This window comes from Flavobacterium sp. YO64 (assembly GCF_004119505.1).
Classification (GTDB): domain Bacteria; phylum Bacteroidota; class Bacteroidia; order Flavobacteriales; family Flavobacteriaceae; genus Flavobacterium; species Flavobacterium oncorhynchi.
The window spans coordinates 1-13,442 of record NZ_NRQV01000056.1 but is presented as its reverse complement, the minus strand read 5'-3'; the positions used below and the strand labels follow the sequence as shown (position 1 = coordinate 13,442).

Annotated in this window: 11 protein-coding genes; 1 reads left to right on the top strand and 10 read right to left on the bottom strand. The window is 33.6% G+C overall.

Annotation, left to right across the window (positions count from 1 at the left end):
• The 9 genes from BOW57_RS20360 to BOW57_RS20320 all read right to left on the bottom strand — a co-directional run.
• A partial coding sequence (locus BOW57_RS20360; protein WP_164973752.1) for a DUF2490 domain-containing protein occupies positions 1-723 on the bottom strand: 723 nt, incomplete at its 3' end.
• A 108-nt stretch (positions 724-831) separates the two neighbouring features.
• Complete coding sequence (locus BOW57_RS20355; protein ID WP_129056971.1) at positions 832-1,395, bottom strand: hypothetical protein; 564 nt, start codon at positions 1,393-1,395, stop codon at positions 832-834.
• A 219-nt stretch (positions 1,396-1,614) separates the two neighbouring features.
• Complete coding sequence (locus BOW57_RS20350) at positions 1,615-4,161, bottom strand: TonB-dependent receptor (RefSeq protein ID WP_129056969.1); 2,547 nt, start codon at positions 4,159-4,161, stop codon at positions 1,615-1,617.
• 251 nt (positions 4,162-4,412) lie between these two features.
• The gene (locus BOW57_RS20345; RefSeq protein WP_053470541.1) at positions 4,413-4,826 is read right to left on the bottom strand and encodes an Rrf2 family transcriptional regulator; all 414 of its coding nucleotides are present in this window, start codon (positions 4,824-4,826) and stop codon (positions 4,413-4,415) included.
• A 109-nt stretch (positions 4,827-4,935) separates the two neighbouring features.
• The gene (locus BOW57_RS20340; protein WP_129056967.1) at positions 4,936-5,766 is read right to left on the bottom strand and encodes a YgcG family protein; all 831 of its coding nucleotides are present in this window, start codon (positions 5,764-5,766) and stop codon (positions 4,936-4,938) included.
• A 3-nt stretch (positions 5,767-5,769) separates the two neighbouring features.
• On the bottom strand, positions 5,770-6,207 hold the full coding sequence (locus tag BOW57_RS20335) for a TPM domain-containing protein (RefSeq protein ID WP_129056965.1): 438 nt from the start codon (positions 6,205-6,207) through the stop codon (positions 5,770-5,772).
• 91 nt (positions 6,208-6,298) lie between these two features.
• Entirely contained in the window at positions 6,299-6,883 is a 585-nt protein-coding gene (locus tag BOW57_RS20330) for a LemA family protein (protein ID WP_089053895.1), read from the bottom strand.
• 34 nt (positions 6,884-6,917) lie between these two features.
• Entirely contained in the window at positions 6,918-7,250 is a 333-nt protein-coding gene (locus BOW57_RS20325) for a MerR family transcriptional regulator (RefSeq protein WP_089053894.1), read from the bottom strand.
• A gap of 46 nt (positions 7,251-7,296) precedes the next feature.
• Entirely contained in the window at positions 7,297-8,274 is a 978-nt protein-coding gene (locus tag BOW57_RS20320; protein ID WP_129056963.1) for a peptidoglycan DD-metalloendopeptidase family protein, read from the bottom strand.
• A gap of 212 nt (positions 8,275-8,486) precedes the next feature.
• On the opposite strand from BOW57_RS20320, the gene alaS reads away from it, so the two are divergent.
• Entirely contained in the window at positions 8,487-11,117 is a 2,631-nt protein-coding gene (alaS, locus tag BOW57_RS20315) for an alanine--tRNA ligase (RefSeq protein ID WP_129056961.1), read from the top strand.
• Positions 11,118-11,390: 273 nt separating this feature from the next.
• On the opposite strand, the gene BOW57_RS20310 is transcribed toward alaS, so the two are convergent.
• Positions 11,391-13,136: an ABC transporter ATP-binding protein gene (locus BOW57_RS20310; protein ID WP_129056959.1), complete on the bottom strand. Its 1,746-nt coding sequence runs from the start codon at positions 13,134-13,136 to the stop codon at positions 11,391-11,393.
• Positions 13,137-13,442 lie beyond the last annotated feature (306 nt).

Here is a 13,442-nt window from a genome sequence, read left to right as displayed (position 1 = left end):
AATCCTATGATAGATCGTAAATCGGATAATATCTCGATCATAAAAATCGACTCCACTGGCACGTCTTTGAAAGCTTTTTAGGTAACCTAACTCTAAGCCAATGTTTGGGTTAATGTGATAGCGAAGCGCTGCATAAAGTCTGTTTTGATCGAATGTATTTCGCTTGTTATCTTTTCCGAAATTAAACATGATTTCATCAGATATTGTGCCTTTTAAACTTCGTTTTTCTTTTTCCCATAAAGTAAATGTTGACTGCAGTCTATAACGGAATCGGTAAGCAAACCAATAGTTGTCAAGTAATTCTGTTTTGGTTGCTTTCTGAAAAAAGCGTTCTTCAAGCTGAAAACGATTATGAAAAGTGATTTTGGCAATATCGTTTATAAATGTAATATCCTGCTGTGCTCGATATTCTGGAATCGAAAAATCAGGATCAACATTTGGGTCTTGAGTATTTACATTAAAATAAGCAAAACCTCCGCCTAAATCGATAGTTTTTGCAGCACGATATCGTCCTTGAACTCGTATTGCAAATAAGTTTTGATGAATAGGATTAAGAAAGCTTCGATTGTCAAATTCAGAGTGAAGTGCCCATTTCTCGCTCAAAGGCAAGATATTGTAATACCTAATCCAAGTCAGTGTCTGTTGATCAGTTTTCTTTTGATTTTGCGCCGATAAAGAGGGACTTATTAAGCTTAAAATAAGTGCTAATTTGAAAAACTTCATTCAACTAATAAATTCAGGCTGCGAATATATACAAATGAGAATAAATGAATTGAAATAGGAATCGTTTTTTATTACGCTTTTGGCTTGATTTTGTGATTGTTTTGAAAATTAAATATTAATTAATTCAGAATCAAAAACCGTAAAACCTTCTTTTTTTAAGTTTAAAAAGGACTCCAATTGAGGGATAATTTCCATTTCTAAAAAACGAATTTCGGGATTGTTTTGGTTTTCGTTTTTTATATCACTTGTTAAATAAATATTTTTAGCTGAAGCTTTGTTTTGAACTTTAAGAATGTAATTAAAATTTCGTGAATCTGATTTTGTAACAATGCTTAAAATATCGCTTAATGCAATAATTTTCTTTTTTGAAAACGGTGTAATTTTATAAAAAGCATCATTATTTTTGTCAAAAATAAAGGTCGTTTTATTTTTAATTTTCCATATATAAATACCACGGATAAATACTGCTGTACTGAGGATAAACATCGCTGCAATAATAAGAATTGAAAAAATTAATCCGCATTTAAGAGTATCTAAATAAGATGTAATAATTGCTAGAATTAAAATAATAATCCCTAAAAATGAGTGTAAAAGTAAGTTTGAGTTATCATACCAATATGGATCATATGAAATCTGATTTTCTGAAACTGTAAAATTGTAGTAGTGTAGCATTTTAGTATTTGATTAATTCTCATTTAATATTGCTATTCCTGAGATTAGAAAAAGTTCATTTGCATAAAAACATCATTAAAGATCCTTTTTTCAAATGAAATTAAATACTACTAAAAGTTTTTAAAACAGCAGATTATGTCTTTTGTATTCTTTTGATAAAAAAAACGAGATACGTTTTAAACGTATCTCGTTAATTCAGTTTCTAACTTTAGTTTAAATCTATAAGTTATATTTCAATGTAACTCCGTAAGTTCTTTGATCACCAAGTACACCAGCATATTGTCCGGCATTTCCTCCTGCAGGTAATAATTGCTCATAATAATCTTTGTTTAAAAGGTTACGTCCCCAAAAGTGAACTGATAATCCTTGTGATGCACGGAAACCTAAACGAGCATTAAAGATCGCATAACCTGGTACAACTAAATATTTTGAAGCCGAAGGGCTTGATGAAAATTCAGAACGAGCGTATGAATCAACAGCAACAAAAACTTTTCCAGCGTTTCCAAAGAATCTTGCATTATCAGAAAGTTCACCTCCTAGAGATCCTGCCCATCTTGAAGCGCCTGGTAAATCAGTTCCAGAAACATCTTTAAACGATACCGGCGCTCCAGTTTCTTCTAATGGAAGCGGTGCATTTGTAAATTTAACATACTTTCCATCAGTATAAGTAGCCGCAGCGTTTATTGTTAAGTGCGTGCTTACAACAAAACTAGCATCAAGCTCAGCACCTTTCACACGTACTTTGTCAGCATTAGCAAGATAACCTCTATTTACACCCAATTCTGCAGCTTGAACGTTTGTTTGAAAATCTTTAATATCAGTATCAAAAAAAGCTAAATTGAAGATAGAATTTTTAAACGGAGAAGTTTTAATTCCAATTTCATAATGGTTTACCTTTTCTGGTTTAATAACTGCAAGATCTAACAATGGCTGTCCTTTCGAATCTGTTGGCAGACCAGCAACATTTACACCAACAGGTTTGTAACTTTTAGCATAAGTTCCGTAAGCATTAATTTTATCACTGAATTTATAAGTAACAGTTATGTTTCCTGAAAAATCCGTGTTGTCAGTACTAGAATCAAAAGCTTGATCAGAGTAAACTTGTTTTTTCAAAGCCAGCAATGCAGGATCAGTTGTTTGTAATCCGCCGTATGTTGTACGAGCATAATGAGCATCTTTTTTGTCAAAGTTATATCTCAAACCTGGTAAAACATGTAAACGCTCTGTTAATGCCCAGTCCAATTGTCCAAATACTGCAGCACTTGATGCTCTAATACGAGCGTCGGTTTTGATGCCGTAACCTTCAAAAAGACCCGGAGTTTTCCATAACGGGCTTGTTGAACTTTGCGCAAATCTCCATTGCGCATTTCCAGATTCTTCGGTACCATTTGTTTGCGATGTTTGGTCAATGAAGAACACTCCAGCAACACCGCTTAATTTTGATGTAAGTTGCCCTGCATAACGTACTTCTTGTGTTAACTGCGTTTGTCTTGTTGGGTTTTGCGATTTAGCCAATACTTGTAATCCTGTAAAATCTCTGTCGTTTGACGGATCCCAATTCCAAAAACGCCAAGCAGTTGTAGAAGTAAGAGTTCCGCCTCCAATTTTTGTGTCAATATTCAACGAAACACCTCCCATATCTTGTCCAGAACGCCATGGTGTATCTTGATCAATTTTACGATCAAATGCATTTTGACTTGGAAGCTTATAATTTAAATCTTTGATAATTGCATCAAACTGGCGATAAGCTGCTCTTTGTGTTGGCGCAACACCTGCAATAACTTGAGCGTATCCATCCGGACGCTGTGTTGTAATATCAGCAGCCAGAATAATATTTGTATTTACAGAAGGTGTAAAAAGTAATTGACCTCTAATTCCTTGATTGTTTAATGTATTTGTAGGTCTTCCAGTTACAATATTATCAACTAAACCATCGCGTTGAGTTCCAGAGAAAGACAATCTACCAGCAACCTTTTTACCTAAAGCACCAGTTACCGAAGCTTTGGCTTGCAAGAAAGCAAAATTTCCGTAGCTTACTTCAAAATCTGCACCAGTAGTAAAACTTGGTTTGCGAGTTGTTATATTAAAGGCGCCCGAAGTTGTGTTTTTTCCAAACAATGATCCTTGCGGACCGCGCAATACCTCAATTTGTTCGATGTCAATAAAATCTAGAGTTGTAGCTGCCGGACGTGCATAGTAAACACCATCAACGTAGAAACCAACACCTGGATCAATACCATCATTTGTTAATCCAAAAGGAGAGCCTAAACTTCTAATATTGATACCTGTATTTCTTGGATTTGAAGAATAAAGTTGTACTGATGGAACTAATTCTTTAATTCTATTAACATTAAAAGCTCCAGTTTGTTCCGCTTGTTTTCCTGTAATAACCGAAATAGCAATTGGTACATCTTGAACTTTTTCGATACGACGTCTTGAAGATACTACAACTTCAATAAGTTCATTTTCTTCTTTTAGCAGAACTTGAATCGGATTTACTGGTATGGCAGTTACTTCGATTTCAGCTGTTGTATATCCAACGTATTGAATTAAAAGAGTCAAAGGCAGTCTTCCTTTTGAATCGATTGTGAATTTTCCGCTGTTGTCAGTAACAGCGCTGTTAGTAGTTCCTTTCACTACTACGTTAACGGCTTCTAAAGGTATATTTTCGCTTGTTGTAACAACACCTTCAATGTTTTGTGCAAATGAGACAGAGAAGATTAAAAAGAATACTATTGTAAAGATATTTTGTGTAAATGTTTTCATTTTTATATTAAGTATATGTGATTAGTAGAGTTTAAAATAAAATTTTTTTAAATCAACACATACACATTATAGAGGAATTGCTTTTCACAGCTGCGAAAAGTCTTGTAGAATTGTTTTGCCAAAGTTTTGTTACACCTGATGAACTAAAATGTACTTTCATGAGTTAAAATTTTGTAAATGGTTTGTTAATTATTTTTGGCAAATATATATAATTAATTCTATGGATTTACTAGGAATTAGAAAATATTTTTTTATTTGTTTACTAATGAAGCGATTGTGATGCCTTCCATTGCCTTCAAAGTTTTATCTCTGATAAGCATTAAACCGTGACGCAGACTGCATTCAGACTCGGTTTTACAATCAGAGCAAGGCTCATAAAAATTTAAAGAAGCGCATGGCAAAAGTGCAATTGCACCGTCAAATAATCGGTGAATTTCTGCCAAAGTGATGTCGTTTTTTGATTTTATCAGATAATATCCACCAAATTTTCCCTGCTTGCTGCTCACAAAACGTCCTCGTTTTAGATCTAATAAAATTTGTTCTAAAAACTTTTTAGGAATGTTAGCGCCATCAGCAATTTCTATAGTTCTAGAAATGTGATTTTCGTCTTGTTCTGCTAAATAAAGTAAGGCCTTAAGGGCGTATTTTGCTTTATGTGATAACATCTATATTGAATTGTAATTTGTAAAAGTAAGATTTTTTAAACTTGAAACCTAAAACAAAGAAAATTTGATACTAAGCTTTAGTCGAATTGGTATATAAAACAAAATTAGTTTACCAGCCTCCGCTAGAACCACCACCAGAGAATCCTCCGCCGCCAAATCCACCGCCGAAGCCACCGCCTCCGCCAAAACCACCTCCAGATGATCCGCCGCCAAAACCTCCAAATCCGCCGCTGCTTCTACCAAGATTACTTAGAATAATTACATCGAGCAGGCTGGGACCGCCGCCGCCTTTGTTGCCAGAATTTCCACCGCCGCCTCTTTTGTTTCGAGAGAGTAAAATTAAAACAATTACAACAATTATAATAAACGGGAGTATTGGAAAATCTTTTCCTTTAGTCTGCTTGCGTTCACCTTTGTATTTGCCTTTAAAAACATCAAAAAGAGCATCAGCACCTTTATCAAGTCCGCGGTAATAACTTCCTGCTTTAAATTCAGGGATAATAATATTACGAATAATAGTTCCCCCAATACCAGCTGTCAATCTATCTTCCAAGCCATATCCAGGATTTATAGCGATTTTCTTTTCGGCTTTAGCCAATAAGATAATAACACCATTGTCTTCTTTTGCTTGGCCTAGTCCCCAAGTCTGTGCCCATTTTGTTGCCAATTGACTAACGTCTTCTCCTTTTAAACTTTCAATTGTAATGACTACAATTTGTGTTGAAGTAGAATCTGAATATCGAATTAGCTTTTCTTCTAACTGCGTTTTTTCAGAAGCACTTAAAACATTAGCATAATCATATACCGAGGTTTGAAAATCAGGTTTTTTAGGAATCTCAAATTGTGCAAAAATACAATTAGAAGTAAAAAGCACGATAAGTAAAAAGGCAAACTGAAAAATTCTATTGGAATTTAAGATTTTATTTTTGGAATTTTTCATTATTTATCCTTTTGAGATTTCGTTAGATAATTCGTTTGTATCGTCTGCCAATGAAGGAAAATATTTTTTCAATTGCTCGCCTGCATTCAAAATGCCATCAACAATACCTTGTTTAAAGTTTCCGGATTTAAAATGATTAGTCATAATGTCTTTGGTACAATGCCAAAAATCGTCTGCAACTAAATCATTAATTCCTTTGTCGCCGCAAATGACAAAATTTTTATCATCAACAGCAAAATAAAGCAATACACCATTTTTTAATCTGGTTTCATGCATTTTTAATTCATGAAAAACTTCTAAAGCTCGGTCATAATGAGCTTTAGGAGATGTTCTTTCTATATGAACTCTAATTTCGCCAGAAGTGTTTTTTTCGGCCATACGAATAGCTTCAACAATTTCTTGCTCTTCTTCTTTGCTTAAAAAATCTTCTACTTTTGACATTGAAATTATTTTTGAGTGAAAATTAACGATTGTAGATTTCAGATTAATTCTAAAATCTACAATCGTTAATGTAAAATATTAAATCTAATTCTTAGAATTTTACTTCAACTGGTTTATCAGCACCTGCTACAGCTTCAAAGTATGGTTTTTCTTTGTATTCACTCAAGAACCATTTGTTCGGGATTGATAAAATGTAACCATTATATACTTGTACGCTTTCGTTAAAACGAGTTCTAGCTGTTAAAATTTGGTTTTCAGTACTAGCTAATTCATCCTGTAATTTCAAGAAATTCTCATTAGCTTTTAAAGTTGGGTATTGCTCAACAGAAACCAATAATCTTGATAATGATGAAGTTACACCGCTTTGAGCTTGGTTGAATTGTGCTAATTGTTCTGGAGTTACATTACTTGGGTCAATAGTTACAGAAGTAGCTTTTGCACGAGCTTCAATAACCGCCGTTAAAGTTGATTTTTCAAAATCAGCAGCACCTTTTACCGTGTTTACTAAGTTTCCAATAAGGTCATTTCTTCTTTGGTAAGCAGTTTGTACATTTCCCCAATCTTTGTTAACTGCTTGACTGTGCTGCAAAGCAGTATTTTTAATTCCAATTGACCAAAATGCAACAATAGCAATTAGTACAACAATAATTCCTACAGGGATTAACCATTTTTTCATATTAGTTTTGATTTAAGTTTATTTCTATTTTTAATTACAATTCGTTTTTTATTTCGTTCAATTGTGTTTTTATCGTCTCTAATTTACGTATTATTTCGAATTTATCTAATGTTTTCTTTTGACCCTCTTTTAAGTGTGTTTTTGCGCCTTCCAGTGTAAAACCTCTTTCTTTAACAAGATGATAAATCAGTTGTAAATTGGTAATATCATCAGGCGTAAACATTCTGTTGCCTTTGGCATTCTTTTTTGGTTTCAGAATATCAAATTCGCTGTCCCAAAATCGAATTAATGATGCATTGACATTAAAAGCCTTGGCAACTTCGCCAATACTGAAATATCTTTTATCTTTTGAAAGCTCAATATGCATGTTTTTTTCTTTCTAATTTATTTCAAAAATAGTACTTTTTATACTATTAATCTAATGACTGATTTTCTTGGTTTGCCATTTGAGAAATTGCAACATATTCGACTGCAGAAATGTTTCCATAATAAAAATTCAACGGATTTACGACTTTACCATCTTTGTGAACTTCATAATGACAATGCGGTCCTTCAGATCTTCCGGTGCTTCCTACATAACCAATTATATCTCCTCTTTTTACTTTTTGTCCCGGTCGACAATTGTACTTGCTTAAATGAGCGTATAAACTTTCGTAGCCAAAACCATGCCTGATTACAACATGATTTCCAAATCCAGATGCAGCTGCATCAGCTCTTTCGACAACACCGTCTCCAGTGGCAAAAACAGGAGAGCCGGTGCTGGCAGTAAAATCCATTCCGTTGTGCATTTTTCTCACTTTTGTGAAAGGATCGATTCGATATCCAAAACCAGATGCAACTCTTTTTAGACTTTCATTTTGAACGGGCTGAATTGCCGGAATGGCTAACAATAAGTTTCCTTTAGTACTTGCCAATTTTAATATTTCGTCTAATGATTTAGATTGAATAGCCAGCTCCTTTGAAAGTTTATCGATTCGTTTTGTGGTGTTTAGAACCAATTGCGAATTATTGTATCCTTCTAATCTTTTATATCTTTCAGGATCTCTAAATCCCGCTTTTCTAATAGAATCTGGAATTTCAGCTTTATTAAAATAAACCCTGTAAATATTATTGTCTCGCTCTTCTAGTGCTTCAGCAACAGCGTCAATTTCATCCATTTTTTTATTCAAAATAGAATAATGCAGTTTTAGATTTTCGATTTCACGTGCTTGTAAACGATCTTTTGGGGTTTCAAAATAGGGAGTGTTTAGCAGAAGTACAAAAACTAAAAAACCAAATAACGCCGAAGCCAATAAAAACAGCATAACATAGCCGAATTTAATCCTTTTTCTGGTTTTTATTTTTGTATAAGCCAGATTTTCTGAGTCGTAATAATATTTTACTTTCGCCATATTTTAAAATACCCTATTTTTGCAGCTTGTAAAAGTAGTTAGTCGAACAAAATTAGTAAATGTTTCAGTTGTTCGGGGCTTTTTTTCAAGATAAAGCAATTAGATAATTAGATAATGTGACAATTAGTTAATTATTGTTTAAGAATTATTTTTAATTATTTAATTGTCGCATTATCTAATTGACACATTTTCAAATTATCTCATTATAAAACATGAAATCACAAGACGTACGTAAACAATTTTTAGATTTTTTTGAGAGTAAAGGGCATACAATTGTTCCTTCGGCTCCTATTGTACTTAAAGACGATCCAACCTTAATGTTCAATAACTCTGGAATGGCCCAGTTTAAAGAATTTTTCTTAGGTAATGGAACGCCAAAAAGTCCAAGAATCGCCGATACGCAAAAATGTCTTCGTGTTTCAGGAAAACATAATGATCTTGAAGAGGTTGGTATCGATACTTACCACCACACTATGTTTGAGATGTTAGGAAACTGGTCTTTTGGAGATTACTTCAAAAAAGAAGCAATCAATTGGGCTTGGGAATTATTGACAGAAGTGTATAAAATTCCAAAAGAAAATCTTTATGTTTCTGTTTTTGAAGGAAGTAAAGAAGATAATGTTCCTTTTGATCAAGAAGCTTGGGATATCTGGAAAACTTTAATCGACGAAGACCGAATTATTCTTGGAAATAAGAAAGATAATTTCTGGGAAATGGGAGATCAGGGACCATGCGGACCATGTTCTGAAATTCACGTTGATTTACGTACTCCGGAAGAAAAAGCTGCAGTTTCTGGAAAAATTTTGGTAAATAACGATCATCCGCAAGTTGTTGAAATCTGGAATAATGTATTCATGGAATTCAACCGTAAAGCTGACGGTTCTCTAGAAAAACTTCCTGCACAACACGTTGATACCGGAATGGGATTTGAGCGTTTGTGTATGGCATTGCAAGGAAAAACATCAAACTATGATACTGATGTTTTCATGCCTTTGATTAGAGAAATCGAAACTATTACAGGAGCAAATTATACTGTTAAAGCTTCAAATGAGGCAGAAGATAAAGTAAATATCGCAATTCGTGTTGTGGCAGATCACGTTCGTGCTGTAGCTTTTGCTATTGCCGATGGACAATTGCCATCTAACACTGGAGCTGGATATGTAATTCGTAGAATTTTGCGTCGTGCAATTCGTTACGGATTTACATTCTTAAACACAAAAGAGCCATTTATTTATAAATTGGTTGAAACTTTAAGCGAGCAAATGGGAGATTCTTTCCCGGAAATTAGAACGCAAAAAGCACTTTGTTCGAATGTTATTCGTGAAGAGGAAAATTCTTTCTTACGTACACTTGATCAAGGTTTGATTCTTTTAGATGCTGTAATTTTAAATAATCAAGGTGATACAATCGATGGTAAAAAAGCATTTGAATTGTATGATACTTATGGTTTTCCAATCGATTTAACGGCTTTGATTCTTTCTGAAAAAGGATTGAAATTAGACGAAGCTGGATTTCAGGAACAATTGCAATTACAAAAAGAAAGATCTCGTGCTGCTTCAAAAGTTACGGCTGGAGACTGGAACGTAATTGTTGAAGATGATATTCAGGAGTTTATAGGTTATGACAGATTATCTCACCAAGTAAAAATAACAAAATACCGTAGAGTTGATAGTGTAAAAGATGGTGAAATCTACCAATTGGTTTTCAATGCAACTCCATTTTATGGAGAAAGCGGGGGACAAACAGGAGATAAAGGATATTTAGAATCTCAAAATGGAGATATTATTTATATCATCGATACTAAAAAAGAGAATAATCAAACGATACATTTAGCAAAATCATTGCCTGAAAATATCACGGGGACTTTTAATGCTGTTGTTGATGCTACTCAAAGAGCTAAAACTTCATCAAATCACTCGGCTACGCATTTATTGCACCAAGGTTTGAGAAAAATTTTAGGAACTCATATTGAACAAAAAGGGTCTATGGTTCGTAATTCTTCATTGCGTTTTGACTTTTCACACTTTTCTAAAGTTAGTGACGAGGAATTGGCAGAAGTAGAGAATTTCGTAAATGCAAGGATTCGTGAAAGTCTGCCATTAATCGAGAAAAGAGCAATTCCAAAAGATCAAGCTCTTGAAGAAGGCGCAATTGCTTTGTTTGGAGAGAAATATGGCGATTTAGTTCGTATGATTAAATTTGGTGATTCAGTTGAATTATGCGGAGGAACACACGTTGCAAATACATCTGATATTTGGCATTTTAAAATTGTTTCTGAAGGTGCTGTTGCATCAGGGATTAGAAGAATTGAAGCCATTACAAGTGAGGCAGCAAAAGAGTATTTTGAGTCTCAAGCTGTTTCTTTTAGTGAAATTAAAGAAGCACTTAAGAATGCTCAAGATCCTGTAAAAGCGATTCAGGCATTGCAAGACGAAAATGCTCAATTGAAAAAACAATTGGAGGTTTTATTGAAAGATAAAGCTAAAAATATGAAAGCGGATTTGGCTAAAGAATTGCAAGAAATCAACGGAGTTCAATTCTTAGCGAAACAAGTAGATTTAAATCCAGAAGGAGCAAAAGATCTAGCGTACGAATTGGGTAATTCTTATCATAACTTATTTGTAGTTTTTGCTACAGCTCACGAAGGAAAACCAATGTTGACTTGTTATATTTCTAAAGAAATTGTAGCTGAGAAAAACCTAAGCGCTGGACAAGTGGTTCGCGAATTAGGAAAATATATTCAAGGTGGAGGAGGAGGACAACCTTTCTTCGCAACTGCAGGAGGTAAAAATGTTGACGGAATTGCTGAGGCACTTGCTAAAGCGATTGATTTTGTTAAATAATTTAAAGGTGCTAAAAATCTAAGACACTAAGGTTCTGAGTTTTTTATAAAAGTAAACCCGACAGATTTTTAAAATCTGTCGGGTTTTATTTTATAGTGTTTTCTCATTTTGTGTCATTTCGACGAAGGAGAAATCTTCGCAAGAAGCTCCGCAAAGAATGTCAAATCTGTGGCGATCTAGCAAAGAAGATTTCTCCTTCGTCGAAATGACAAATAGTTCGTATAAAAAAACTTAGTAACTTAGTACCTTAGTACCTCAGAACCTTTACAAAAACTATTTTCTCTCTCCAATTTGCTGGCGCCACATAGCATAATACAATCCTTTTTCAACAATCAAATCATCATGTTTGCCTTGCTCAATGATTTTACCTTGCTCTAAAACAAAAATCCTATCAGCATGCATAACGGTTGATAAGCGATGTGCGATTAAAACTGTGATTCTGTTTTTATCTGAAATATTTCGGATTGTCGCATTAATTTCTTCTTCTGTAATTGAATCTAAAGCCGAAGTTGCTTCATCAAAAATCAATAAATTTGGGTTTCTAAGAATGGCTCTGGCGATAGATAAACGTTGTTTTTCTCCGCCAGAAACTTTTATTCCGCCTTCGCCTATTGTAGTGTTTAAACCATCTTCGGCACGTTTTAGAAGTTTGTCACAGCTTGCACGTTTTAAAGCATCATATAAATCTTCATCGGTTGCATTTGGTTTTACAAATAGTAAGTTTTCTCGAATAGTTCCTGAGAATAGCTGTGCATCTTGTGTTACAAAACCTAACTGTTTTCGTAAATCAAGTAAATCAATTTCGGTCGAATCAATATCATTATAAAGAACTCGACCTTCTGCGGGTGTATACAAACCAACCAATAATTTTACTAAAGTGGTTTTTCCTGAGCCCGACGGACCAACAAAAGCAACAGTCTGTCCTTGTTTAATTTCAAAATTAATATTCTCAACCGCTTTAAATTTTGCCGTTCTATGTTTGAAACTTACATTCGAAAATAATAAGGATTGAATGGCTCCAACATGTTTAGGGTTTTTCGGGCGGAATTCTTTCGGAGCGCTTAGTAAAGTTTTGAAATTCTCCATTGAAACTTTAGTTTCATTAACTGCAATAATGAAATTTCCAAGTTCCTGAAGTGGACCAAAAATGAAAAAAGTAAAAAATACCATTGTTAGTAAATCTCCCACAATGATTTTATTTCCAAACAAGAAATAATACAAAGTGAAAACGACACAAGTTCTTAAAAAATGAACTGTTGTTCCTTGAATAAAGCTCAAACTTCTGATAAAACGGATTTTTTCTAATTCCAACTGAAGAATCTTGAATGTATTTAAATTCAAACGTTTCTCTTCCTGATACGTTAAACCTAGACTTTTTACCAATTCGATATTTCGTAAACTCTCTGTTGTAGAACCAGCCAAAGCATTAGTTTGATTCACGATTTTTCTAGAAACAACTTTAATTTTTTTGCCCAAATAAGAACTCACTAAAGCAATAATTGGAGCTGTGATTAAAAAAATGATCGAAATACGAAAATCGATTCGAGCAACGTAAACAATTACAAATATGAATCCGATTATAGTTTGAAAAATCAATGAAATAGAAAGCGTAATCAGCTTTTCAGAATCAGTTCGAACCTTAGTTAATTTACTTAATGTTTCACCGCTTCGTTGATCCTCAAATTCTGCATAAGGTAAATCGAGTGATTTTTTAATTCCGTCCGTATACATTTGAGCGCCAGTTCTCTGAATTACAACATTGGTAAAGTAATCCTGAAAGTTTTTGGTAATCCTGGAAATCATCGCTGCAGCAAGCGAAAGTCCAAGCCAAAAGGATAACGATTTTATAAACGCCATTTCGTTTCCTTTGTATTTTGCCAGTCCAACACCGCAGTCCTGCATTAAATTACCTGTAATAATAGAGTCTGATAAACTGAAACAAATGTTGATAGAAGCCATAATCAAAGCAAAAAATAAGAGCATTTTATGTTTGATTATATAAGAATATAATAATTTCATAGATGATTTTTAGAAAAGTGGAAGATGCAAAAGTAAGGAATTGTTTTAGTTTGAAGCTATGCTTTTTGTTATCAAAAATGTAAATTTTGTTTCTTTTTTTTATATAGATTTTTTTTTTGAGTCCCTAGCTTAAACCTGTACAAATGAGAAAACTTTTACCCCTTATTTATATTCGTTAATAGTAATTTTTGGCATATGTGATAATGATTTTTACTCGCAAGATGTTTTGATTTTAACTAAAACAGTGGAGTCTAGAGTTGAATATACTTATTAGATTTATGAAACTAAAAAACTTATTATGATAGT

Bases quoted from the DNA above. Each gene is read 5' to 3' on its own strand.
- BOW57_RS20355 (WP_129056971.1), bottom strand. From the start codon at position 1,395: ATGCTACACTACTACAATTTTACAGTTTCAGAAAATCAGATTTCATAT.
- BOW57_RS20350 (WP_129056969.1), bottom strand. From the start codon at position 4,161: ATGAAAACATTTACACAAAATATCTTTACAATAGTATTCTTTTTAATC.
- BOW57_RS20345 (WP_053470541.1), bottom strand. From the start codon at position 4,826: ATGTTATCACATAAAGCAAAATACGCCCTTAAGGCCTTACTTTATTTA.
- BOW57_RS20340 (WP_129056967.1), bottom strand. From the start codon at position 5,766: ATGAAAAATTCCAAAAATAAAATCTTAAATTCCAATAGAATTTTTCAG.
- BOW57_RS20335 (WP_129056965.1), bottom strand. From the start codon at position 6,207: ATGTCAAAAGTAGAAGATTTTTTAAGCAAAGAAGAAGAGCAAGAAATT.
- BOW57_RS20330 (WP_089053895.1), bottom strand. From the start codon at position 6,883: ATGAAAAAATGGTTAATCCCTGTAGGAATTATTGTTGTACTAATTGCT.
- BOW57_RS20325 (WP_089053894.1), bottom strand. From the start codon at position 7,250: ATGCATATTGAGCTTTCAAAAGATAAAAGATATTTCAGTATTGGCGAA.
- BOW57_RS20320 (WP_129056963.1), bottom strand. From the start codon at position 8,274: ATGGCGAAAGTAAAATATTATTACGACTCAGAAAATCTGGCTTATACA.
- alaS (WP_129056961.1), top strand. From the start codon at position 8,487: ATGAAATCACAAGACGTACGTAAACAATTTTTAGATTTTTTTGAGAGT.
- BOW57_RS20310 (WP_129056959.1), bottom strand. From the start codon at position 13,136: ATGAAATTATTATATTCTTATATAATCAAACATAAAATGCTCTTATTT.